Origin of the sequence: Hyphomonas sp. (genome assembly GCF_040882205.1) — a bacterium.
In the GTDB taxonomy this organism is placed as follows: domain Bacteria; phylum Pseudomonadota; class Alphaproteobacteria; order Caulobacterales; family Hyphomonadaceae; genus Hyphomonas.
The window spans coordinates 1-21476 of the sequence record NZ_JBBEBT010000014.1; the positions used below are offsets into that span (position 1 = coordinate 1).

The following is a 21476-nucleotide window of genomic DNA, read 5'->3' on the forward strand; positions in this document are numbered from 1 at the left end:
TGGCTTGCCTCGAACGGCGGCGGCATCGGCACCTATTGGGGCAATGTCCGCTCGATTGGCGAAAAGGTTGGGCAGAACGGGCAGACCTCGGGCATCATCCCCTTCATCCGCGTGATGGACTCTCTGACGCTGGCGATCAGCCAGGGCTCGCTGCGCCGTGGTTCAGCCGCCTGCTATCTCGACATCCATCACCCGGAGATCGAGGAATTCCTCGAAATCCGCAAAGCCTCCGGCGACTTCAACCGCAAGAGCCTCAATCTCCATCACGGCATCAACATCACCGATGCCTTCATGGAGGCGGTGCGCAATGATGATGACTTCCCGCTGATCAGCCCGAAATCGAACGAAGTGCTGAAGACGGTCAACGCCCGCAAGCTCTGGCAGAAGATCCTCGAGCTGCGCATGCAGACCGGCGAGCCCTACCTGCTGTTCACCGACACCGTGAACAACGCCATGCCGGCGCACCAGAAACGCCTCGGCCTGAAGGTCACCCAGTCGAACCTCTGCTCGGAAATCACGCTGCCGACCGGGGTCGACCATCGCGGCGTGGATCGCACAGCCGTCTGCTGCCTCTCTTCGGTCAATGCGGAAACCTTCCTCGAATGGTCGAAAGAGGCGATGTTCATGGAGGACGTGTTCCGCTTCCTCGACAACGTGCTGGAAGACTTCATCGAACGCGCCCCGCCGGAAATGGCCCGCGCGGTCTATTCCGCCAAACGCGAGCGCTCGGTCGGCCTCGGCGTGATGGGTTTCCACTCCTTCCTGCAGGCGATGAACGTCTCGCTGGAAAGCGCCACGGCGAAATCTCTGAACCTCAAGATCTTCAAGCATATCCGCCAGGGCGCTGATGCGGCCTCGGTGAAACTTGCCAGGGAACGCGGCCCCTGCGAGGACGCACGCGATGTCGGCATGATGGCCCGCTTCTCGAACAAGCTGGCCGTGGCGCCGACCGCCTCGATCTCGATCATCTGCGGCGGCACCTCGGCCGGCATAGAGCCGATCCCGGCGAACGTCTACACGCACAAGACCCTGTCGGGCTCGTTCACAGTGAAGAACCAGCAGCTCGAAACCCTGCTCGACACGAAGGGTCTCAACACGCCTGAAATCTGGAACTCGATCCTCGAGCATGAGGGTTCGGTTCAGCACCTTGCTTGTCTCGACGCGCAGGAGAAGGATGTCTTCAAGACCGCCTTCGAACTCGACCAGCGCTGGATCATCGAACTGGCGGCTGACCGCACACCGTTCATCTGCCAGTCGCAGTCGCTGAACCTGTTCCTGCCGGGCGACGTGTCGAAGTGGGATCTGCATATGCTGCACTGGACGGCATGGGAGCGGGGCTTGAAATCGCTCTATTACTGCCGCTCCAAATCGGTCCAGCGCGCCTCTTTCGCCGGGTCCGAGAAGATCGAGGAAGGTTTCAAGGAAACCGGTTCGACCGACTATGATGAGTGTCTCGCCTGCCAGTAGACATGCCAAAGGATTGATCGCCGGAAGGCCAGGACGGCCCGCCAAAAGGTGGGCCGCTTTGCATTCCGGCTGCTGCAATTTCGCCAATTATCTGAACAGGTTAATCCTGTAGTATCGGGTTCTGGCGCGGTTCTTACGAGAAAATTTCCCTGAAAATCCGGGAACTGTAGCAACATCTGAACGTTTAGGATCTGTAGCAAGGAATTAATCTTTGAAGCGCGTTTTGCCCTTTGGTGCCTAAACTCCTTCATGGTAGATTAGCGGAACAGGGTCATTTTCTTACCAGTCAGAGTAAGGACTTCGGCCATGAAAGGTATTAGGGGAATGGTGTACGCGATTGCATCCAGTCTGTTGACCCTGGCCTGCCAGGGTTGCGTGGCAACGGGCACCGACTATGCCAACTGGGAGCCGGCCGTTGCGCCTTCCCTGGGAATGAGCCTTGCCGTTCCGGGATCGTTCGGAGACGGCGCGCTCAACTCGCCCACCGGAAATGCCTTTGCAGGATCCCCGCTCGGGATTTCTGAGCGCATTCCCGCCGGCATCCGCCTGACGCCTCCGAACGCCCCGGTCTCTGTCCTTGCCAGCGATGCACAGCCGAGCGCATTCAGCCTGACCGGTGCAGGCATGACCGGCGTGCCGGATACCGACGTGAACTTTGGCTGGAGCGCGAACCCCGCGATTGCCTCGGTCGCTGCCCAGCTCGCTTCGAGCCGTTACGGCCAGCCCAGCCCCGAATACAATGAAATGTCGCTCGGCGTCTCGATTGCGGCCACCAGCGGCCAGACTGGCCTTGGCTTCGATGTGGGCCTCGCTCCGCGCGTTGCCATGCGGGATGGCGGCGATCTCAGGGGCCGCAGGATTGGCGGTGAACTCCGCCTCGGTCAGGGTCTCGACCTCGCAGACGGTCCGGCGCCGAAGGGTTGGTATATTTTTGTCGGCGCCGACGGCGAAGCGCTCGTGTGGGATACGGACCTGCAGCGCCTCGGCATGAACACGTTGACCGACGTGCAGATGACTGATCAGCTGACCGTGGGCGACCTGCAGGCCGGCTTCTCGATCCAGCGCGCCGGCGGCGAGTTGTCGCTCAGCTATATCCGCCGCGAGATGGAGTTCAGCGATCGCAACAAGACGCTGCAGGACACGGAAGACTTCGCAGGCATCACGTTCACGATGCGGCGATAAGGCGGCTTCGCAATTGAGTTCAGGCGATGTGAACCCCTGCTTCGGCGGGGGCTTTCATTTTCGGCCCCCGCCGCACGCGCGCGCAACACGCGGTTCAGGGAAAATCGACGGGGCGAAGGCGCCCGGATCCACATGCCAAAGGGCCTGGGCCTGCGGTCCGAAGGCGGCGAGCACCGGATCGATCTCGTCCGCCCTGACGATCGCCCGCAGGGCAATCGCCTTTGCTTCGATGCAATTGCCGGGTGTGAGGTTGTTATGGAGGCGCAAAGCCTGAGCTTCGCCAGTCTCCTCGTCCCGGTTGCCCCCTGGCGAGGGGGCAGCAGGTTGCCAGTGCGTGGCGAAGATCGCCTGCGGAACGGTCGCAAGGATATCGGCGAATCGTAGCGCTGGCTCGGCCGCAAGCCGGCGTCGCAACGTCAGCAAAACGCCTTCGATCGCCGTGTACGCGAGGTTGTTGGTGACAAGGTCCATCTCGTCTCTCGCCACATCGAGGAAGCGTTGCCGCTCGGCGCCCGCGTGTCGGCAGGTCCGCGGCATCGGTACGCGGCATCGGTGCAGGCAACCCCGGCCCCCATATGTGGCCGCACGCCAAAATTCGGGCCGGCGCCGCCGCCCGGCTCAGTCCTCGTCTTCATCCTGCGGCGCGTCGCCGGCGTCGCGGCGGGGGCGGGCGATCAGTTCGCCGAGGTCGACCAGTTCGATGAAGGTGTCGGCCTCGCGGCGCAGGTCGTCTGAAATCATCGGCGGGGTAGCATTCAGGGTGGAGACGACCGAGACGCGCACGCCTTTCGCCTTCACGGCCTCGACGAGGCGCCGGAAATCGCCATTGCCGCTGAACAGGACGATATGGTCTGCCCAGGCCGCGGCCTCGAGCATGTCGACGGACAGCTCCACATCCATGTTGCCGCGCACCCGCTTGCGCCCTTCGCGGTCGACAAACTCCCGGGCGGCCTTCTTGACCACGTTAAAGCCATTATAGGCCAGCCAGTCGACCAGCGGGCGGATCGGGCTGTATTCGTCATTCTCGACGAGGGCGGTGTAATAATTCGCCCGGATCAGGCGGCCGCGGGTATGGAACTCCTTGAGAAGCTTGCGGAAATCGATTTCCAGTCCGACTGCGCGGGCGGCCGAGTAGAGGTTAGCGCCGTCAATGAAGAGGGCCAGGCGCTCATCCTTGTAGAAGGCCATTGGCAATACCCTTTTCTTCCAATAGGAGGGGCCAATAAATTGCCCGGAAACGTGTATTCCCATCGCTTACCTGTCCTTGCGGAACCCTGCAAGGATTGGGTTGCCGCGATGTGTTGCAGCGCATATAAAGGGCGGTTCTCAGGAGATTATCCCGAAATGGCCCGCGTTACTGTCGAAGACTGCATCCAGAAAGTCCCCAACCGGTTCGAGCTCGTCCTGCTCGCCGGCCACCGTGCGCGGATGATCCGCGAAGGCTCGCCGCTGACGATTGACCGGGACAATGACAAGGATCCGGTCGTGTCGCTTCGCGAAATCGCGGATTCCTCGATCGACCTGAAAGTCGTCAAGGAAGCGCTGATCTCCGGCCTGCAGGACATCCGTCCGGGCGAAGAGAACGAGCGCGAAGCCGACCGTCAAGCCCTCATGGCTGCCCCGGCTGCGACCGAGGACGATGTGCTGCGCGCTTACCAGGCAGAGATCGAATCCGGGCGCGACGACCGCCTCTAGGAGAGAAAATGGACGCCAGTGCCCTTTCTGGTCAGGGAAAAGGGGCCGGACCGGAAAAAGGGGCTGGCGCAAACGCTGGCAAGACGCCCGCCGCGCCCGAGACGGGCGATCAGCTGCCGCCGGCGTCCACACGTGAAGAACTGATTGCCAAAGTCCGGGCCTATCACCCGAGGGTGCGGTCCGAACTGCTTGGCCAGGCTTATGACTTCGCCAAGAAGCACCACGGCGCGCAGCGGCGCGATTCCGGCGAGGCGTATTATTCCCACCCGATCCGCGTGGCGAACCTGCTCGCCGATGTGCGCCTCGACGAGGTGACCATCGTCGCTGGCCTGCTGCATGATGTGGTCGAGGATACAGATATCGACATCGGCGACATCGAAGTGCGTTTCGGCGCCGATGTGGCCGAGTTGGTCGATGGGGTGACAAAGCTCGACAAGCTGGAGTTCACTTCCAAGGAAACGGCGCAGGCGGAGAACTTCCAGAAGTTCATCCTGGCGATGACCAGCGACATTCGCGTGCTGCTGGTGAAGCTGGCAGACCGGCTGCACAATATGGAAACGCTGCACCACCGCAAGAAGCCGGAAAGCCGGCAGCGGACGGCGCGCGAGACGATGGACATCTATGCGCCGCTGGCGCGCCGGGTGGGCCTCTACGATGTCGCCGCGCGTATGGACGACATGGCCTTCCAGGAGCTGAATCCGGAAGCACGCCGGGCGATCCTCTTCCGGCTGGAAGAGCTTGAGCGGGAGAACAGCGGCGATCTCGACCGTATACGCAATGACCTGACGAGACTGCTCGACGCGACCGGTATCCGCTACCGGCTGAAGGGGCGGCGCAAGCAGCCCTATTCATTGTGGCGCAAGCTGGAGCGTAAATCGATCTCGTTCCGCGACGTGGCGGACCTTTTCGCTTTCCGCGTGATCCTCGACAATGTGCCGGACTGTTATTCCGTACTCGGTGCAATCCATACGCACTGGTCATGCATACCGGACCGGTTCCGCGATTTCATTTCCGTGCCGAAGCCGAACGGCTATGCCAGCCTGCATACAACCGTGCGCGCCAGCGGTAACCGCCGCGTGGAGTTGCAGATCCGCACGGCGGCGATGGACCGCACGGCAGAATATGGCGTGGCAGCGCACTGGGGTTACAAGAACCGCGCCTATGGCTTCGATATGGACTCAGCGCGCGCCGCCGGCCTTGACCCGGAAGCCAACCTGAAGGCCTTTGCCGAACTGCTGCGCGACGGTGCGGAGCCGGGCGAATTCCTCGAGCACGCGAAGCTCGAGATGTACCGCGAGCATGTTTTCACCTTCACCCCGAAGGGTAAGCTGATCATCCTGCCGGCGGGCGCCATGCCGCTGGACTTTGCCTATGCCGTGCACTCGGCCGTGGGCGACACCACAATCGGGGCGCGGATCAACGGCGAGGAGAAATCCATGCGCCGCCCACTGAAAAATGGCGACGTGGTAGATATCATCCGTGGACGGATGCCCGCGCCGGTAATCGGTTGGGAAGCGATGACCTATACGGGGCGCGCGAAATCCAAGCAGCGCAAGCTGGAGCGTGACCGCGAGGCGGCAGAGTTCCGCCGCCTCGGCGAGGGCCTGATCAACCAGGCGCTGCGCCGTGCGGGCGCCGACCCGGTGGACGTGATGCTGCGGGATGTGGCCAACAAGATCGGCATTTCCACCATCGATGACCTGCGCGAGGAAGTGGGCCGTGGGCGGATGCAGACATCGGCCGTGATCAATGCGGCGTTCCCGGGCTATTTCGCCGAGCGAACCGACGATGCCGACAAGACGCCGATCGACAGCCGTCATGCCCCGCTGTTCGTGGAGGGCAAGGATCTGATGCCCGGTGTGACGCTGCACCTCGGTCAGTGTTGCCGGCCGCTGCCGGGCGACCGGATCATCGGCGTGCAGGTGCCGGACAAGGGCCTTGTGGTGCATATTTCCAGCTGCCCGCGCCTCGCTGAGTATGACGACCGCCCGGAACTCTGGCGCGACCTGAAATGGACCGAACTGGCAAAGACCGGCGCGGTGGCGACCGCCCGTATACGGATCAATGCGTCGAACCAGAAGGGTGTTCTGGCGAAGCTCTGTTCGGCGGTGGCTGAGTCCAACGGCAACATTGTCGGCATCTCGACCGGCGCGCGCCACCCCGATTTTATTGAACTGCTGATGGATATTGAAGTGGAAGACCTGAAACGCATGACGCAAATTCTGGCAGCCCTGCGCTCGCTGGCCGTTGTTGACCGCGCCGTGCGCGACCAGGAGGGCCAGGATGAACAGTGATCAGGTGCTCGATATTTTCCGGGATGCCGGCGCGCTGCTGGAGGGGCATTTCATCCTCTCCTCGGGCCGGCGCAGTCCTGTTTTCCTTCAGAAGGCGCTGGTCTTCTCGCGGCCCGACCTTTCGGAAAAACTCTGCAAGGCGCTAGCTGAGAAGCTCACGGCGGCGTTCGGCAAGATCGACGTCGTGGCCGGGCCTGCCGTGGGCGGTATCATTCCGGGTTACGAGATTGCCCGGCATCTCGGCGCACGCGCGATCTTTGCCGAGCGGGTGGAGGGCAAACTGGAGTTCCGGCGCGGCTTCTCAATCGATGCGAATGACCGTGTACTGATCGCTGAGGATATCGTGACGACGGGTCTGTCGTTTCGCGAGACGGTAGAGGCGCTCGGCAATCTGCCGGGAACGCTGGTGGGCGGGGCATGCATCATCGATCGTTCGGCCGGCCGGGTGGATGTCGGATGCGAGCTGGTTTCCCTCGCGCAGGTCGATTTCCCGGACTATGCGCCCGATGCACTGCCGCCGGAGCTTGCCGCGATGCCCGCCGTGAAACCTGGCTCGCGGGGGCTTGCCTGATGTCGGACTTCCTGCGGCTGGGCGTCAATATCGACCACGTTGCGACTATCCGCAATGCGCGCGGTGGGCCGCATCCAGATCCCGTGCGCGCGGCTGAGATCGCCGAGGCTGCGGGCGCCGACGGAATCACCATCCACCTGCGCGAAGACCGCCGCCACATTCGCGACGGCGACCTGGAGGCGATCCGCCGCGCGACGCGCCTGCCGATCAACCTGGAGATGGCCGTGACAGAAGAGATGGTGGCGATTGCGACGGCCTTTCGTCCGCATGCGGCCTGTCTCGTGCCCGAGCGGCGCGAGGAGCGAACGACTGAAGGCGGCCTTGATGTGGCCGGCATGCACAACCGGATTGCGCCGGTGGTCGAGGCGCTTCGGCGCGCGGGCGCGCGCGTGTCGCTGTTCATCGAGCCGGACCCGGTGCAGATCGCGGTGGCCGAAGTGCTGGGCGCACCGGTCGTGGAGCTGCACACCGGAAAGTATGCAGAGCTTTGGCTGGAAGGCGGCGCGGACGCGGCGGCGCCGGAGCTGGAGCGGCTGAAATTTGCCGCCGCCGATGCGCGCCGCCGGGGCATCGAGCCGCATGCCGGGCATGGGCTGACATTCGAGAATGTCGGGCCGGTGGCCGCGATCGCAGAACTTGCGGAACTCAATATCGGGCATTTCCTCGTCGGCGAGGCGGTCTTCATCGGGCTTGAAGCGTCCATCCGCGAGATGCGGCGCCGGATGGACATCACGCGCGGCGCGGCGGCCGCGGCATGATCATCGGCATCGGCAACGACCTCTGCAATATCGAGCGTATCCAGCGCTCGCTCGACCGGTTTGGGGCGCGCTTCGAAGAGCGCGTTTTCACACCCTATGAGATTGCCAAGGCGCGGGGCCGGCGGCGCATTGCGGAGACCTATGCGAAGCGGTTTGCGGCGAAAGAAGCCTGCGCCAAGGCGCTCGGCACCGGCGTGCCGCGCGCCGGCGTACACTGGCAACATCTCGGCGTGATCAACCTGGCGTCCGGCAAGCCGGGTTTCGAACTGACCGGCGGCGCGGCAGCGCGCCTCGCACGGATCACGCCGCTCGGTTACACGGCGGTGGTGCACCTGACGCTGACGGATGATCATCCCTGGGCGGAGGCTCAGGTCATTATCGAAGCCATGGCGACAGGCGCGACATGACGCCTGCACGACCAAAACGCACGCGCCAACGCGCGGCGGCAAAGCAGGTCCGGCGGAGCCTCGGCGACGCTGCCATCCTGGAGGCGGAGATCGCCTGCGGGCATCGGTTCAAGGACAGGACGCTGCTGGTGCGCGCGCTGACGCATCCGAGCGCGGTGAGCGCGGCGGAATCGCTGCAGCATGCCAATCAGCGGCTGGAGTTCCTCGGCGACCGGGTGCTGAACCTCCTGATTGCCGAACGCCTGATCGAACGGCGCAAGAACGAAACCGAGGGCGACCTCGCGCCGCGCCTGAACCAGCTGGTCAAGAAAGGGGCGTGTGCGGAGGCATTCCGGCATCTGGGCCTCGGCGCGTTTCTGCTGCTTTCAGACAGCGAAGTGGCGAGCGGCGGGCGCGAGCGGGAATCGACGCTGGGCGATGCCTGCGAAGCGGTGATTGCGGCAATCTATCTGGACGGCGGTCTCGCTGCGGCGCGCAAGTTCATCGAGAAGGCCTGGGCGCCGCAGTTCAACGGCGGGCCAGCCGAAATGAAGGATCCGAAAACCCTTCTGCAGGAATGGGCGCAGGGGCAAGGTCATCCTCTCCCGCATTATGTGGTGACCGGCCGCTCCGGCCCGGATCATGCACCGGAATACGAAGTTGAAGTGCGCATTGCGCAGAACGGGACGGCCGCCGCCGCGGGCCCCTCCAAGCGCGATGCCGAGCGTCTCGCCGCCGCGCGGATGCTGGAACAACTGAAAGGGAACATATGAGCGATCAGGCCGTAACCCATGCAGGCTTCTGCGCCATCATCGGTGCGCCGAATGCCGGCAAGTCAACGCTGACCAACCGGCTCGTAGGTCAGAAGGTGGCGATCGTCACGCACAAGGTGCAGACAACACGCTTTCCGGTGCGCGGCGTCGCGCAGATCGGCGCGGCGCAGGTCGTGATCGTAGATACGCCCGGCATTTTCGTCGCCAAGCGAAGGTTGGACCGGGCGATGGTGAAGGCGGCCTGGGGCGGGGCGGACGACGCCGATGCGATCGTGCACCTGATCGATGCCTCGGCCTGGGTGGCCGAACATGAGGGTCACACCAGCGGAGCGCAGCGCCATTCCATCGAAGATGACCAGCGCGTGATCGCGCAGCTGAAGGATGCCGGCAAGCGGGCGATCCTGGCGCTCAACAAGATCGACCTCTTCCCGCATGACCGCGTGCTGCCGGTGATGGCGGCGCTGAACGGTGAGGGCGTGTACGAGGAGATCTTCATGATCTCCGCCGAAAAGGGCGACGGTGTGGAGAAGCTCGCCGCCGCGATTGCCGCGCGCATGCCGGAGAGCGAAGCGCTCTACCCGCCCGACCAGATTGCCGACTTGCCGATGCGCGTTCTGGCCGCAGAAGTGACGCGCGAGAAGCTTATGCTGCGGCTGCATCAGGAGTTGCCCTATCAGCTGACAGTGGAGACCGAGAGCTGGGAAGAACGCAAGGACGGGTCCGTCCGCGTACAGCAGGTGATCATTGTCGGACGGGATGGGCACAAGGCGATGGTGCTGGGCAAGGGCGGCGCGCTGATCAAAGAGATCGGCCGGCAGGCGCGCATTGAACTGACGCAGATGCTGGAGCGTCCAGTGCACCTGTTCCTGTTCGTCAAGGTGGACGAGCGCTGGCAGGAGAAGCGCGAGAATTACTCCGGGTTCGGCCTCGAATTTGATGTATGAACTGGTCCGATGACGGAATAATTCTGGGTGGGCGCCGCTTCGGCGAGGGCGGCCTCATCCTTGATGTTCTGACGGCGGCGCGGGGCCGACGTTCCGGCCTCGTTTATGGCGGCGCCTCGCGCAAACGCCGGGCGCATTATGATGCGGGCAACACGGTAGCGCTGGCCTGGTCCGGGCGGCTGGATGATGCGCTCGGCCGGTTCGATTTGGCGGAGCCGCGCAAGGAGCGCGCCTCGCGGCTGCTGGATGATCCAGCGGCGCTGTCGGCAGTTTCCGCGATCACGGCGATGCTGCGTGCCAGCATGAACGAAGGCGATGCGGCGGGCTCGAGTCTCTACGAGGCGACGGTTCTGCTGCTGGATGAGCTTGGCCATGGCGACATCTGGCCGGCGCTGTATGTGCGCTGGGAACTGGGCTTGCTCTCGGCGTTGGGATTCGGTCTGGACCTGGAAGAGTGCGCTATTTCCGGAGCGAATGACGGACTGACGCACGTCTCGCCGAAGACCGGGCGCGCTGTGCGCGGGTCCGAGGCCGAGCAATACATTGACCGGTTGCTGGCGCTTCCGGATTTCCTGATGCGGCCCGCGGCGCCCGTGCAGCCCGGCGACATTGCCGCCGGGCTGAAGCTGACCGGTCACTTCCTTGAGAACCGCTTGTTCGCTGCAGTGCACCGGGGTGTTCCGCCGGAGCGGGAGCGGTTGGTCGTCCGCCTGCTGGGCAAAGCTTAAGCCTTGGCGCTGGGCCTTTCAGCGGCCGCAGCATACCAGCGCCCGACATTCTGCAGCTCCGGGTTCAGCGGCTGGCCGACAGCGCCGCCAAAAGTGAGGAAGCAGAAGAGCAGCACATCCGCGAGCGTGAATTTTTCGCCGGCCACATTGGTGCGCGCGGCAAGCTGCGTATCGAGGAAGGCGAGAGCGTCCTGCGCCTTGGCTTTCAGGCCGGGGGCGGCTTCCGGGAGGCAGCGGAAGCGGGACTGGAACAGCGGCAGGCCTTCGGAATAGCGGAAGCCATTGGCCAATGGCTCGACAATGTTGAGGTCTGTCCAGCGGGTCCAGCGGCGTGTCTGGGCGCGCTCTTCAGCGGTCTTGCCGATCAGGCTGTCGCCCGGAAATTTCTCGTCGAGATACTCGCAGATGGCGGTGATCTCGGTGATGACTGAACCGTCATCCAGCACCAGCGTGGGCGACTGGCCGGCCGGATTGGTTTTCAGGTAGTCGCCTTCGCGGTTCTTGCCCTTCAGGATGTCGATGTCCTCCAGCGCCAGCGTGATGCCGCGTTCGGCCATGAACATGCGCACGACATGCGGATTGGGGCCGACGGAATTGATAAGCTTCATGATGGATCCTCCCGGTTTATCTCGTTGGCAGGACAATGAGGCCCTGACGCAGCGTCCGGCAAGAGGCGTTCACCGGCAGGTTCGTGCATTGCCCATGTCGAAGTGGAAATGGTCGGCATGGGCGGCATTATAGTCGGGTCCCAGGGTGACTGAGAAGATGCGGCAGGCGCCCGTGTGGACACGCTTCAGGAATTCGCCCTCCTTGCCGCCATTGTCCCAATGGGTTTCGACATTGATCAGGCGGCCATCCTCGAGACGGAAGCCGGAGATGTCGACGGCGTTGGCGCGGGCGTGTTCGGACTTGCGGTCGGAGCCGGCGATGTTGCGGCAGGAGAAGCTGCCATAGGTCTCGATGCGGGCGATGGGGGAGCCGAAGATTTCCACAGCCGCGGGGCGGGCGACGTGGCGCTCCCATAGATAAAGCGAGGCGGTCTGGCCGCAGGTCATGCTGAGGGTGGCGGAATAGGGCGTCAGGGAGCGGTCGAGCGTCAGGGCGTCATACTTTCCGCAAGCCTCGCCCCGCGGGGAATCCTCCAGCGGGGTGAAGAGCACGCCGGTCGCGTCCAGGGCGTTGAAACAGGCCGAGGGGTGGCGTTCCAGCTGCGTCATCTTGAAGTGGGAGGCGATGCCCGGCCGGTCGTTGAGGTCCAGCGGTGCCAAGGGGTTGTGCTGAGGCGGGGCAAACCGGAGGAAAACGCCCACGACCAGGGCCAAAGGCAGGACCAGCAGCGTGAAATGGCGCACGAGGGCCTTTTGCAGCGCCACCCTTTTCCTTTCCTTAACCAAACCCCGGTTTCTGTTAACGTGTGCTGGCCCCTGAGCCGGAATCGACCCTAAAGCCGGGGCACGCACAGAATGTGGCACGAACTGCAGAAGAGACCAGAATGGTGAAGCGCGGACCCTCGCCGCCGCCTGAAGAGCGGATCATCAACGAGACGATGAGCGAGGCGCTGTCGAAGCGCTATCTCGCCTATGCGCTCTCCACGATCACGGCCCGGGCCCTCCCGGATGTGCGCGACGGCCTGAAGCCGGTGCAGCGGCGCATCCTCTACGGCATGCGCGTGCTGAGGCTGGACCCCGAAGGCGGATACCGCAAATGCGCCAAGATCGTCGGCGATGTGATGGGTAACTACCACCCGCACGGCGACAGCTCTATCTATGACACGCTCGTTCGCCTCGCGCAGGATTTCAACGTTCGCTACCCGCTGGTCGACGGGCAGGGCAACTTCGGCAACATCGACGGCGATAGCGCCGCCGCTTATCGCTATACCGAAGCGCGCATGACGCGCGCAGCCGAGCTGCTGATGGAAGGCCTCGACGAGAACGCGGTCGATTTTCGAGCCAACTATGCCGAGAATGACGAAGAACCCGTAGTGCTTCCCGCCGGCTTCCCGGCGCTGCTCGCCAATGGCGCGACCGGCATTGCGGTCGGCATGGCAACTTCGATCCCGCCGCACAATGTGGCCGAGGTGATCGATGCGGCGCGCCTGCTGATAGAGAAGCCGAAGGCGACGACGGCCGAGCTGATGGAATTTATTCAGGGGCCGGACTTTCCGACTGGCGGCGTGATCGTCGAGGAACGCGCCGCGATGCTGCAAGCATATGAGACGGGCCGCGGCAGTTTCCGTATGCGGGCGCGCTGGCATGTCGAGGATACGGGGCGGGGCACCTACCAGATCATCGTGACCGAGATTCCCTATCAGGTGCAGAAGTCTCGCCTGCTCGAACGCCTCTCCGAACTTCTGGAAGCCAAAAAGGTTCCGTTGCTGGAAGATGTGCGTGACGAGAGCGCCGAGGACGTGCGCCTCGTCCTTGTGCCCCGCGCCAAGACGGTCGAGCCGGATGTGCTGATGGAGAGCCTGTTCAAGGTCTGTGATCTTGAAACGCGCTTCAGCCTGAACATGAACGTGCTGCACAAGGGCGCGCCGCAGGTGATGGGCCTCAGGGCCGTGCTGCAGGCCTATCTTGACCACCGCCGCGAAGTGCTGGTGCGGCGCTCGGAGTTCCGTCTCGACAAGATCAAGAAGCGTTTGCACCTGCTCGATGGCTACCTGATCGCCTACCTCAATATCGACGAGGTGATCCGCATCATCCGGACCGAGGATGAGCCCAAACCGTTGCTGATGAAGCGCTTCAGGCTGACGGATATCCAGGCCGAAGCGATCCTCAACCTGCGCCTGCGCGCCTTGCGCAAGCTGGAAGAGGTCGAGATCCGGGGTGAACACAAGAAGCTGAAGGAAGAGCGCGAGGAGATCATCTCGCTGCTTGGATCGCCGCGCAAGCAATGGTCGAAGGTGTCGAAAGACCTGAAGGCCGCACGCGACGAATTTGATCCGGGAACGGCGCTCGGCAAGCGCCGCGCAACGTTCGAGGCCGCCCCGGATGTCGACCTTGCGGCGGCGCTGGAGGCCTCCCGGCCGAAGGAGCCGGTGACAGTCGTGCTGTCGCAGCAGGGCTGGATACGCGGCATTAAGGGCCACGGCATCGACGCGGATTCGATAAAGTTCAAGGAGGGCGACGGCCCGGCCTGGCTGGAAGAAGTGATGACGACCGACCGTTTGGTCATCATGTCGTCCGATGGCCGCGCCTTCATCTTGTCGGCAGACAAGCTACCAGGCGGGCGCGGGAACGGCGAGCCGATCCGCTTGTCGATCGAACTGGAAGACAATGTCGACATCGTCGCGATGTTCAGGTTCGACCCCGAACGCAAGCGCGTGATGGCGTCAAGCTCCGGGTACGGATTTGTCATTCCGGAAACCGAACTGGAATCGAACCGGAAGGCAGGCAAGCAGGTTGTGAATACGGGCGAGGGCCATCTGCTGGTCTGCGCACTGGTGGAAGGCGACATGATCGCCGTGGTCGGCACAAACCGGAAGATGCTGATCTTCCCGCTAAAAGACCTGCCGGAAATGTCACGCGGCAAGGGCAACAAACTGCAGACCTTTAGCGGCAAGTCCGAACTCGCCGACCTCATCACCTTCGACAAGCGCGACGGCCTGATCGTGATGACCGGCGGGCGCCACCGCGCCTTCGAGGAATGGAAAGGCTGGCGCGGCGCAAGAGCGCAGGCCGGCAAGCTTGTGCCCAAGGGCTTCCCGAAGGGCGGGACGTTTTCGGGGTAGGCTCAGGATTGGCTTGAGTAACTGAATTGTCAGCTCGTCCCCGCGAAGGCGAGGATCGGGTCAAGCATGAGCTTCGATGGATCCGAGCTTTATCACGGGGATGAACCTGAGGGCGGGGGCGGATAGGCCTAAAGCCGCCCCACCACATTCGTCATCAGCGGCCCGATCTCGGCGTTGATCACAAGGTCCGCATGCGGATCCTGGTCTGTGCGTTCGCGGTTGATGATGGCAAACTGGGCGCCTAGCTTTTTGGCGAGCAGGGGAATACCTGCTGCCGGATAGACGACGAGGGACGATCCGAGCACCAGCATCAGATCGCATAAGGACGCCTCTTCGCTGGCGCGCTCCATTTCGGCTTCCGGCATGGCCTGTCCGAAGGAGATGGTCGCGGTCTTGATCAGGCCCGTGCAGAAGATGCAGGTGATGTCCTCGTCCGCTTCCCATCGGGAACGCAGAGCTTCGAGTTCGTAGCGCTTGCCGCAATTGAGGCATTTGGCATAGCTTGCATTGCCATGCACCTCGATCACCTGACGGTCCGGCACGCCGGAATCCTGGTGCAGGTTGTCGACATTCTGAGTGATGACGCTGGCGATCTTTCCGGCGGAGACGAGTTCGGCAATCGCATAATGGCCGGCATTGGGTTCGGCGCCGGTCCAGCCGGCGGTGCGGTTGAAGACGCGCGTCCAGGCTTCGCGGCGCTTGTCGCGCGAGGCGACGAAGTCCTGGAACATGATTGGCTGCATCTTGCTCCACACGCCGCCGGGCGAGCGGAAATCCGGGATGCCGCTTTCGGTGGAGATGCCCGCGCCAGTGAACACGGCGACACGGTGGGCATTGCGGATCATGTGGGCGAGGGTGTCGGCATCGGTCATGACGCGCAGAGTAATTCGTTCGCCCGAAAGTTCTAGTGGAACATGCCGGCGCGCAGGTTGATGGCGTATTCGACCCAGGCCTTCAGGCAGCACAGCATGTGCATCCAGCCGCCCTAATTGCTGAGCGCGGATTTCAGGCCGGCAGGCGTCTGGCGCCAGCCTTCTTCGGCGATGGACACCAGCCTGCGCCCGTCCCCGAGCGCCTCGAACCGGAGGGTTACCTGCGTCTGATAGGTGCCGGCCTCACCGCCGGGTTCGGCGCCGGTGTCGCAGGCGTCCCAGCGCAGGATGATGCGGCGGTTCTTCTCTGCTTCGACGACCTTGACCGGGAAGGCGCCGGGAAAAATTGGCAAAGTCCCAGGTGACGGCGGTGCCGGTTTCGAGCCGGCCCCTGGCGCCGCCGGCGGTGAAATAGCCTGACAGCTTTTCCGGGTTCACGACCGCTTCGAAGACTTCATCCACGGGGCGGGCAATGCGGCCACTGACGTCGAACTTCAGGTCCATGAGGCATTTCCGGGGCTTGTATTCCGGCCTATAATGTTATATAAATATAACATGTTAAGCTTTGCCACCGAAACTACCGACGATCTCGTATTCAAGGCGCTCGCCGCGCCGGTGCGCCGGGCCATGCTCGATGCGCTGAGGGACAACCCGCAGACGACGGGCGATATGTGCGCGCGCTTTCCGGCGCTGGACCGCTGCACGGTGATGCAGCACCTGAAAGTGCTTGAGGCGGCAGACCTTGTGATTGCGCACAAGGTGGGCCGGGTACGCTGGAACCATCTGAATGCGCTGCCCTTCAAGGCGATTCATGACCGCTGGATCGGCCCCTATGCGGCCTGTGCGGCGGACGGGCTGGCGTCACTGAAGGCAGGGCTGGAAACGCCTCAGGCCTGATTGCGGCCTGTTGCGGCCTGTTTCGGCCTGATTGCGATCTGATCCGGGACGCCCGGGCATATTGCTTGCGAAACAGCGCTGTGCCGGTTAGGCCTTGTCAGTTAGGCCATTCCGGAGGGGCACCCAATGAACCTTGTTCTCATCGTCCTGGCGGTGGTCGTCGCGATCACCGGCATGATCATCCTCATCTACAACGGCCTCGTGATGAAGCGGCAGCGCGTCAACCAGGCGTTTGCGGACGTGGATGTGCAGCTGAAGCAGCGCCAGAACCTGATCCCGAACCTCGTCGAAACGGTGAAAGGCTACGCTGCGCACGAGCAGGCAACATTCCAGCAGGTGATCGCGGCGCGCAATGCAGCGCAGGCGGCAAATACGGCCGGAGACATGGCGCGCGCCGAGGGCGCACTGACGCAGGCGCTGGGCAAGCTGTTTGCGCTCGCCGAAGCCTATCCGGATCTCAAGGCCAACACGAACTTCCTGCAGCTGCAGAACGAGCTGTCGTCGATCGAAGACAAGCTCGCTGCCGCGCGCCGCTTCTACAACTCGGCGGTGCAGGACTATAACACGGCCCGTGAACAATTCCCCGGCTCGATCATCGCCGGCAGCTTCAGTTTCGAGCCGCGCGAGTTCTTCGATGTCGGCGCCGAGAGCCGCGCGACGCTGGACGAACCGCCGAAGGTCGGTTTCTAGGTCCTCCGCTTTCGGATAGACTGGCCGCCTTGATCAGGAGGCCCGCATGAAAGCACCACTACTTCTGGCGGCGGGTCTCGTAGGGCTCGCCGCTTGCGCATCCGGCGCGAGTGCGCCGGCCGCCAAATGGGGCGCTTCGGCCTGGGACGGTCTTGTGGGACAAACCATCGGCACGGACAATTACAACTTCTTCGCCGCGCCGCTCGATGGGCAGGGCTTCAAGCTGAAGCTGTCGCTCGCGATGGATGGCAAATTCCGGGTTCAGGAGGGCGACGAGACGCTCGCCGCAGAGCTGGAGGAAGCCGCCCGCAGGGCTGCGCCAGAGGGCTGCGTTTTCGTCTCGCTGATGCGCACCGAAGATGGCGGGGCGGAAGCTGCATATGATTGCGCCTGATGCGAAGCGCTGGACGAAACACGCGATTTCGGGTGAGCATGAAGCGCTGATCCCGAAAGGCCGCTGCCCCATGCGTTTTGCCCTCGCCCTTGCCACTGCCGCCCTGATGCTGGCGGCCTGTTCGCCAAAGGCGGATACGCCCCCCGCCGAGCCGCCGCTGCAGGTGGAGGAACCGGACGTTCGGGCGGATGCGGCCGGTCCGCAGCCGAACGTCGATCCGACCCAGCTTGACCTGTCGAAGATCGCGCTGGCGATGCGCATTCCCTCCACCTTCCGCGCCTATGATGACGGGGCGTATTTGCAGATCAATGTGATCAGCCCGCGTCTCGGTGTGGACCTCGCCGAGGCGTTTCCGCTTTTGACCTCCGAAGGGTTCGACAGCCAGTTCCTCGCCACCGAGAACAAGGACGGCTTCACCATCTGGACCTATGCCACCCGGCCGGAAGATGCGGCGCGGCTTGCGGCGCTGAGCGCGGAGCTTGCGCGCCTGAAAGCTGAAGCACCGGGCGAGAACGAGCTGACTTTCGGTGCTATCGCGCCCGGCTGCTGGAACGAACCGGAACAGACGCCCGGCAGCCTCGCGCGAACGCTGTATATCCGCGTGATGCCGGAGGAGGATTTCCAGATTTTCGTACCGGAACAGGTGTTCAGCGAGGGCGACTTGCGGGGTATCGAGACGTTCTGGGGGGCTTGCGCTCCAGAGTGATCAGCGCCTTGGCTGCGCCCTGAACCAGGGCTCAAGCCGGCTCAACGCTTCTCTGATCTCATCCGTGGACAGCGCAAACGAGAAGCGCATGAAGCGGTGGCCGTCGACGGGGTCGAAGTCGATGCCAGGGGCGGCGGCGACGCCGGTTTCTTCGAGGAGGCGCAGGCAGAAGTCGAGGCTGTCATCGGTGAATCGCGAGATGTCGGCGTAAATGTAGAAGGCGCCGTCCGGCGGTGCGATGCGCTCGAGGCCGAGGCGGGGCAGCGCGTCCAGCATCAGCGCGCGGTTGGCGCGGTAGACTTCGACATGGCCGTCGAGTTCCGCGCGGCTGTCCATCGCAACAAGGCCGGCATGCTGAGCGAGCGAGGGCGCCGTGAGGAAGAGGTTGCCGATATAGGCGCCGGTGCGCGCGACCCCATCGTCCGGTGATACAAGCCAGCCGAGCCGCCAGCCCGCCATCGAGAAATACTTCGAGAAGCTGTTCACGATGTAGGCGGAGGGATCATGCTCCAGCATCGAATGGATTGCCGGGCCATAGGTCAGGCCATGATAAATCTCGTCCGAGACGATGCGGGCGCCGATCTCGCGGGCAACGCCGGCAATGGCGGCAAGCTCCGTGTCCGGAAGGATGGTGCCGGTGGGATTTGCGGGGCTTGCCAGCAGGATGCCTTGCGGGGCGGGACCCAGCGCCGCGATGGCAGCGGCTGAAATCTGGAAACGCTCGGCTTCGCCGCAAGGGATTTCGACCGGCACGAGATTCAGCGCGCGGATCGTGTTGCGGTAGGCGACATAGCCCGGGCGGGCGAGAGCGATCCGGTCCCCTGGATTGAACGCGGTGGAGAGAGCGAGCACCAGCGCAGGCGAGGCGCCGCAGGTGAGCGCGATGCGGCGCGGCTGGACTTCCACGCCGTAAGTGTCCTGGTAGTGCTGCGAAATGCGCGCCTTCAGCGGCACGCTTTCCCAATAGCCCATCGCCTCGGCATCGAGCACCCCGTGCGCGGCTGCAATGGCGGCAGATGGCGCGCCGGTCGAGGGCTGGCCGAATTCCATGTGCAGGATGCGCTGGCCGGCCGCCTTCAGTTCATGCGCGCGGCGGCTGATAGCAATCGCCTCGAAGGGTGAAATGTCCTGACCCATGCTCACTTCGCCGCAATCGACGGCAGCCAGGTGGCGAGCGACGGCACGGCGGCGATCAGGGCGATCAGCAGTAGCTGCAACCCGATGAACGGAATGGCGCCGCGCCAGATCTGCAGTGTGCTGACTTCCGGCGGCGCAGCGCCGCGCAGGTAGAACAGCGCGAAGCCGAAGGGCGGGGTCAGGAAGCTGGTCTGGAGGTTCACGGCCATCAGGATGGCCAGCCAGACCGGGTCGCAGCCCAGCATGATCAGCGGCGGCGCGACCAGCGGCACGACGACAAACACAATCTCGATGAAGTCGAGGAAGAAGCCGAGGAAGAACATGACGAGCATGGTGGCCGCAAGCGCGCCCCATTTTCCCCCGGGGACGGAATGCAGGATGTCCGCAATCAGGTCATCGCCGTCAAAACCCCGGAAGACGAGGCTGAAAAGAGAGGCGCCGATCAGGATGAGGAACACCATCGAGGTGATGTGCGTGGCGCTCTTCACGGCGGGTGTAAGCTGTCCGGCCTTGCGCAGCACCAGTAGCCCGGCGCAGAGAGAGGCGAAGAAGGCAAGGCAGGCGAGCGCGGTGAGCGCCATTCCGGTTGCTGCCGCACCCGAATGCTGGATGTCGCCGACGCGCAGGTCGAGGACATTGCGCAACACGAGGATGACGATCAGGCTGGCAAGGCCGGCGAGGATGACCGGCGTGAGCCGGCTGGCAGCATCGCGCGCAAGGCGCAGGCCCGCGAGCAGGATGGCGCCGCCGGCGCCGATGGCGGCCGCTTCGGTCGGCGGGGCGATGCCGCCGAGGATCGAGCCTAGCACCGCTACGATCAGCGCAATCGGTGCGCCGAGGCCGAGGGCAATGTCCGTAAAGGTCAGCGGCGCGGTGCCGTCTTCCAGCTTTGCGGGCGGGCAGGCCGCAGGGCGGAAGAAGGCCACCAGAGCGACCCAGGCGAGATAGAAGAATACGAGGATCAGGCCCGGGATCAGCGCGCCCGCGAAGAGGTCGCCGACCGAGACGACCGCCGAGCCGCTTCCGCTGCGCAGGCTCGCCTGGCTGGCGGCGTTGGAGATAGCGTCGGCGAGCAGGATCAGAACGATGGACGGCGGGATGATCTGGCCGAGCGTGCCGGAAGCCGCGATGGTACCGGTCGCGAGGCGCACGTCATAGCCTTGGCGCAGCATGGTTGGCAGGGCGATCAGCGTCATGGTGATGACGGTGGCGCCGACGATCCCGGTGGATGCCGCGAGCAGCGTACCGACCAGGATGACCGCAAAGCCGAGGCCGCCGCGCACGCCCGCGAGAAGGCGGCTCGCAATGTTGAGGAGGTCTTCGGCCACGCGCGAGCGTTCAAGGATGACGCCCATCAGCACGAACAAGGGCACGGCGATGAGCGTCTGACTCTGCATGATCGCGCCGCCTTCGATGCGGCTCGGGAAGGCTTTCAGGAAACTGTCGGGGAAGACACCGAAGGCAATCCCGAGGAGGGCGAAGATCAGCGCGACGCCGCCGAGCGTCAGCGCGACGGGATAGCCCGCGAGCAGGCCGCAGAGCGCGGCGATGAACATCATGATGGCGAGGATCGCTTCAAGCTCCATGGCCGCTGGCCTCCGTTTCCGGCGCGGGCTCTGCGGGTAGCAGGGCGCCGGTGAGGCGAAGTGCGGCCTTCAGGGATTCCGACAGGCCCTGCGCCATCAGGAGCACGGCAAAGACCGGCACCAGCGTCTTGAAGAGATAGAGGATCGGCAGGCCGTCGGATTCGCGCGAGCCTTCCAGAAGCGACCAGGAGCGCGCGAGGCCCGCTTCGCTGGTCATCAGGATGCGGACGCAGATGGGAAAAAGGAGGAGATAGGCGCCGGAAAGCTCGATCCAGTTGCGTCCCGTCTCGCCGAAGCGCGGGCGCAGGATATCGACGCGGACATGCGCGCCGTCGCGCAAGGCGGCTGCGGCGCCCAGCATGAACATCGCGGCGAAAGCGTAGGTCACCGCTTCGTTCAGCCAGGTGAACGAAAGGCCAAAGGCATAACGCAGCAGTACGACGATCAGCTGCAGGAAGATCAGCACGATACCGCACACCATGGCGACGCCGAGCGCGCCGCCGGAAATCCGGTCGATGACGGCGATCAGCCGTTTGGTCAGTCCGTCCGCGAGGCGCGGCACGGCGAGCACGATCAGCGGCAGGGCGAACAGCGGCAGGAGGGCGATGCCCGCCCATTTCAGCGCCGTGCCCAGCGTCAGGAAAACTTGGGGATCCATCCGGCCTT

The 21476-nt window shown here is 63.9% G+C and carries 23 protein-coding genes and 1 pseudogene; 15 read left to right on the top strand and 9 right to left on the bottom strand.

Going from position 1 to position 21476, the window contains the following annotated elements; genetic code table 11:
• Nucleotides 1-1467, top strand: a 1467-nt coding sequence (locus WEA77_RS00970; RefSeq protein WP_368066005.1) for a ribonucleoside-diphosphate reductase subunit alpha, incomplete at its 5' end; no start/stop codon positions are given.
• Nucleotides 1468-1899: 432 nt separating this feature from the next.
• The gene (locus tag WEA77_RS00975; RefSeq protein ID WP_368066006.1) at nt 1900-2649 is read left to right on the top strand and encodes a lipid A-modifier LpxR family protein; all 750 of its coding nucleotides are present in this window, start codon (nt 1900-1902) and stop codon (nt 2647-2649) included.
• Between the two features lie 54 nt (nt 2650-2703).
• Here WEA77_RS00975 and WEA77_RS00980 read toward each other — a convergent pair whose 3' ends face one another.
• Both WEA77_RS00980 and WEA77_RS00985 read right to left on the bottom strand, forming a co-directional pair.
• Nucleotides 2704-3186 (bottom strand): DUF2267 domain-containing protein, encoded by a 483-nt coding sequence (locus WEA77_RS00980; protein WP_368066007.1) that lies wholly within the window; start codon nt 3184-3186, stop codon nt 2704-2706.
• Nucleotides 3187-3267: 81 nt separating this feature from the next.
• On the bottom strand, nt 3268-3837 hold the full coding sequence (locus tag WEA77_RS00985; RefSeq protein WP_368066008.1) for an NYN domain-containing protein: 570 nt from the start codon (nt 3835-3837) through the stop codon (nt 3268-3270).
• Nucleotides 3838-3993: 156 nt separating this feature from the next.
• Between WEA77_RS00985 and rpoZ the strand changes: the two genes are divergently transcribed.
• From rpoZ to recO, 8 genes are read left to right on the top strand one after another with little or no spacing between them, the layout of a single operon-like run.
• Complete coding sequence (gene rpoZ, locus WEA77_RS00990) at nt 3994-4344, top strand: DNA-directed RNA polymerase subunit omega (protein WP_368066009.1); 351 nt, start codon at nt 3994-3996, stop codon at nt 4342-4344.
• 8 nt (nt 4345-4352) lie between these two features.
• The gene (locus WEA77_RS00995; RefSeq protein ID WP_368066010.1) at nt 4353-6638 is read left to right on the top strand and encodes a bifunctional (p)ppGpp synthetase/guanosine-3',5'-bis(diphosphate) 3'-pyrophosphohydrolase; all 2286 of its coding nucleotides are present in this window, start codon (nt 4353-4355) and stop codon (nt 6636-6638) included.
• Nucleotides 6628-7209 carry an orotate phosphoribosyltransferase gene (gene pyrE, locus WEA77_RS01000; protein WP_368066011.1) on the top strand — a complete coding sequence of 194 codons (582 nt, stop codon included), beginning with the start codon at nt 6628-6630 and terminating at the stop codon, nt 7207-7209. Before WEA77_RS00995 ends, pyrE begins: the two co-directional genes overlap by 11 nt.
• Nucleotides 7209-7967, top strand: coding sequence for a pyridoxine 5'-phosphate synthase (locus WEA77_RS01005; RefSeq protein WP_368066012.1), 759 nt, complete (start codon nt 7209-7211; stop codon nt 7965-7967). The genes pyrE and WEA77_RS01005 overlap by 1 nt, the downstream gene beginning before the upstream one ends.
• Nucleotides 7964-8374 (top strand): holo-ACP synthase, encoded by a 411-nt coding sequence (gene acpS / locus WEA77_RS01010; protein ID WP_368066013.1) that lies wholly within the window; start codon nt 7964-7966, stop codon nt 8372-8374. The genes WEA77_RS01005 and acpS overlap by 4 nt, the downstream gene beginning before the upstream one ends.
• Nucleotides 8371-9126, top strand: coding sequence for a ribonuclease III (rnc, locus tag WEA77_RS01015; protein ID WP_368066014.1), 756 nt, complete (start codon nt 8371-8373; stop codon nt 9124-9126). Before acpS ends, rnc begins: the two co-directional genes overlap by 4 nt.
• Nucleotides 9123-10070 (top strand): GTPase Era, encoded by a 948-nt coding sequence (gene era, locus WEA77_RS01020; RefSeq protein WP_368066015.1) that lies wholly within the window; start codon nt 9123-9125, stop codon nt 10068-10070. Before rnc ends, era begins: the two co-directional genes overlap by 4 nt.
• The gene (gene recO / locus WEA77_RS01025) at nt 10067-10798 is read left to right on the top strand and encodes a DNA repair protein RecO (protein WP_368066016.1); all 732 of its coding nucleotides are present in this window, start codon (nt 10067-10069) and stop codon (nt 10796-10798) included. The genes era and recO overlap by 4 nt, the downstream gene beginning before the upstream one ends.
• On the opposite strand, the gene WEA77_RS01030 is transcribed toward recO, so the two are convergent.
• Nucleotides 10795-11406, bottom strand: a complete 612-nt coding sequence (locus tag WEA77_RS01030) for a glutathione S-transferase family protein (protein ID WP_368066017.1) — start codon at nt 11404-11406, stop codon at nt 10795-10797. The two genes, recO and WEA77_RS01030, sit on opposite strands and share 4 nt — an antisense overlap.
• Before the next feature lie 69 nt (nt 11407-11475).
• Entirely contained in the window at nt 11476-12171 is a 696-nt protein-coding gene (locus WEA77_RS01035) for an extensin family protein (protein WP_368066018.1), read from the bottom strand.
• Nucleotides 12172-12290: 119 nt separating this feature from the next.
• Between WEA77_RS01035 and parC the strand changes: the two genes are divergently transcribed.
• Nucleotides 12291-14528 carry a DNA topoisomerase IV subunit A gene (parC, locus tag WEA77_RS01040; RefSeq protein WP_368066019.1) on the top strand — a complete coding sequence of 746 codons (2238 nt, stop codon included), beginning with the start codon at nt 12291-12293 and terminating at the stop codon, nt 14526-14528.
• A gap of 128 nt (nt 14529-14656) precedes the next feature.
• Here the strand turns inward: parC and WEA77_RS01045 are convergent, their stop codons facing one another.
• Nucleotides 14657-15400, bottom strand: a complete 744-nt coding sequence (locus WEA77_RS01045; RefSeq protein WP_368066020.1) for an NAD-dependent deacetylase — start codon at nt 15398-15400, stop codon at nt 14657-14659.
• 32 nt (nt 15401-15432) lie between these two features.
• Nucleotides 15433-15904 (bottom strand): annotated as a pseudogene (locus WEA77_RS01050) (SRPBCC domain-containing protein).
• 51 nt (nt 15905-15955) lie between these two features.
• On the opposite strand from WEA77_RS01050, the gene WEA77_RS01055 reads away from it, so the two are divergent.
• The 4 genes from WEA77_RS01055 to WEA77_RS01070 all read left to right on the top strand — a co-directional run bounded on the left by WEA77_RS01055 (nt 15956) and on the right by WEA77_RS01070 (nt 18087).
• The gene (locus WEA77_RS01055; RefSeq protein ID WP_368066021.1) at nt 15956-16297 is read left to right on the top strand and encodes an ArsR/SmtB family transcription factor; all 342 of its coding nucleotides are present in this window, start codon (nt 15956-15958) and stop codon (nt 16295-16297) included.
• 126 nt (nt 16298-16423) lie between these two features.
• The gene (locus WEA77_RS01060; protein WP_368066022.1) at nt 16424-16987 is read left to right on the top strand and encodes a LemA family protein; all 564 of its coding nucleotides are present in this window, start codon (nt 16424-16426) and stop codon (nt 16985-16987) included.
• 46 nt (nt 16988-17033) lie between these two features.
• The gene (locus tag WEA77_RS01065; RefSeq protein WP_368066023.1) at nt 17034-17381 is read left to right on the top strand and encodes a hypothetical protein; all 348 of its coding nucleotides are present in this window, start codon (nt 17034-17036) and stop codon (nt 17379-17381) included.
• On the top strand, nt 17368-18087 hold the full coding sequence (locus WEA77_RS01070) for a hypothetical protein (protein WP_368066024.1): 720 nt from the start codon (nt 17368-17370) through the stop codon (nt 18085-18087). The genes WEA77_RS01065 and WEA77_RS01070 overlap by 14 nt, the downstream gene beginning before the upstream one ends.
• Here WEA77_RS01070 and WEA77_RS01075 read toward each other — a convergent pair whose 3' ends face one another.
• Genes WEA77_RS01075 through WEA77_RS01085 form a run of 3 tightly spaced genes read right to left on the bottom strand, consistent with a single transcriptional unit; the run spans nt 18088 to nt 21468 of the window.
• Nucleotides 18088-19224 (bottom strand): pyridoxal phosphate-dependent aminotransferase, encoded by a 1137-nt coding sequence (locus WEA77_RS01075; RefSeq protein ID WP_368066025.1) that lies wholly within the window; start codon nt 19222-19224, stop codon nt 18088-18090.
• A 2-nt stretch (nt 19225-19226) separates the two neighbouring features.
• Nucleotides 19227-20810: a TRAP transporter large permease subunit gene (locus WEA77_RS01080; RefSeq protein WP_368066026.1), complete on the bottom strand. Its 1584-nt coding sequence runs from the start codon at nt 20808-20810 to the stop codon at nt 19227-19229.
• Nucleotides 20800-21468 (bottom strand): TRAP transporter small permease subunit, encoded by a 669-nt coding sequence (locus WEA77_RS01085; RefSeq protein WP_368066027.1) that lies wholly within the window; start codon nt 21466-21468, stop codon nt 20800-20802. Before WEA77_RS01085 ends, WEA77_RS01080 begins: the two co-directional genes overlap by 11 nt.
• Nucleotides 21469-21476 lie beyond the last annotated feature (8 nt).

Excerpts from the sequence above, each read along its gene's own strand:
- WEA77_RS01030 (WP_368066017.1), bottom strand. The coding sequence starts at position 11,406 with ATGAAGCTTATCAATTCCGTCGGCCCCAATCCGCATGTCGTGCGCATG.
- era (WP_368066015.1), top strand. The coding sequence starts at position 9,123 with ATGAGCGATCAGGCCGTAACCCATGCAGGCTTCTGCGCCATCATCGGT.
- WEA77_RS00980 (WP_368066007.1), bottom strand. The coding sequence starts at position 3,186 with ATGCCGCGGACCTGCCGACACGCGGGCGCCGAGCGGCAACGCTTCCTC.
- WEA77_RS01085 (WP_368066027.1), bottom strand. The coding sequence starts at position 21,468 with ATGGATCCCCAAGTTTTCCTGACGCTGGGCACGGCGCTGAAATGGGCG.
- WEA77_RS01055 (WP_368066021.1), top strand. The coding sequence starts at position 15,956 with ATGTTAAGCTTTGCCACCGAAACTACCGACGATCTCGTATTCAAGGCG.
- parC (WP_368066019.1), top strand. The coding sequence starts at position 12,291 with ATGGTGAAGCGCGGACCCTCGCCGCCGCCTGAAGAGCGGATCATCAAC.
- WEA77_RS01065 (WP_368066023.1), top strand. The coding sequence starts at position 17,034 with ATGAAAGCACCACTACTTCTGGCGGCGGGTCTCGTAGGGCTCGCCGCT.
- recO (WP_368066016.1), top strand. The coding sequence starts at position 10,067 with ATGAACTGGTCCGATGACGGAATAATTCTGGGTGGGCGCCGCTTCGGC.
- rpoZ (WP_368066009.1), top strand. The coding sequence starts at position 3,994 with ATGGCCCGCGTTACTGTCGAAGACTGCATCCAGAAAGTCCCCAACCGG.
- pyrE (WP_368066011.1), top strand. The coding sequence starts at position 6,628 with ATGAACAGTGATCAGGTGCTCGATATTTTCCGGGATGCCGGCGCGCTG.
- acpS (WP_368066013.1), top strand. The coding sequence starts at position 7,964 with ATGATCATCGGCATCGGCAACGACCTCTGCAATATCGAGCGTATCCAG.
- WEA77_RS01075 (WP_368066025.1), bottom strand. The coding sequence starts at position 19,224 with ATGGGTCAGGACATTTCACCCTTCGAGGCGATTGCTATCAGCCGCCGC.
- WEA77_RS01070 (WP_368066024.1), top strand. The coding sequence starts at position 17,368 with ATGATTGCGCCTGATGCGAAGCGCTGGACGAAACACGCGATTTCGGGT.
- WEA77_RS00995 (WP_368066010.1), top strand. The coding sequence starts at position 4,353 with ATGGACGCCAGTGCCCTTTCTGGTCAGGGAAAAGGGGCCGGACCGGAA.
- WEA77_RS00985 (WP_368066008.1), bottom strand. The coding sequence starts at position 3,837 with ATGGCCTTCTACAAGGATGAGCGCCTGGCCCTCTTCATTGACGGCGCT.
- WEA77_RS01045 (WP_368066020.1), bottom strand. The coding sequence starts at position 15,400 with ATGACCGATGCCGACACCCTCGCCCACATGATCCGCAATGCCCACCGT.
- WEA77_RS01005 (WP_368066012.1), top strand. The coding sequence starts at position 7,209 with ATGTCGGACTTCCTGCGGCTGGGCGTCAATATCGACCACGTTGCGACT.
- WEA77_RS01060 (WP_368066022.1), top strand. The coding sequence starts at position 16,424 with ATGAACCTTGTTCTCATCGTCCTGGCGGTGGTCGTCGCGATCACCGGC.
- WEA77_RS01080 (WP_368066026.1), bottom strand. The coding sequence starts at position 20,810 with ATGGAGCTTGAAGCGATCCTCGCCATCATGATGTTCATCGCCGCGCTC.
- WEA77_RS00975 (WP_368066006.1), top strand. The coding sequence starts at position 1,900 with ATGAGCCTTGCCGTTCCGGGATCGTTCGGAGACGGCGCGCTCAACTCG.
- rnc (WP_368066014.1), top strand. The coding sequence starts at position 8,371 with ATGACGCCTGCACGACCAAAACGCACGCGCCAACGCGCGGCGGCAAAG.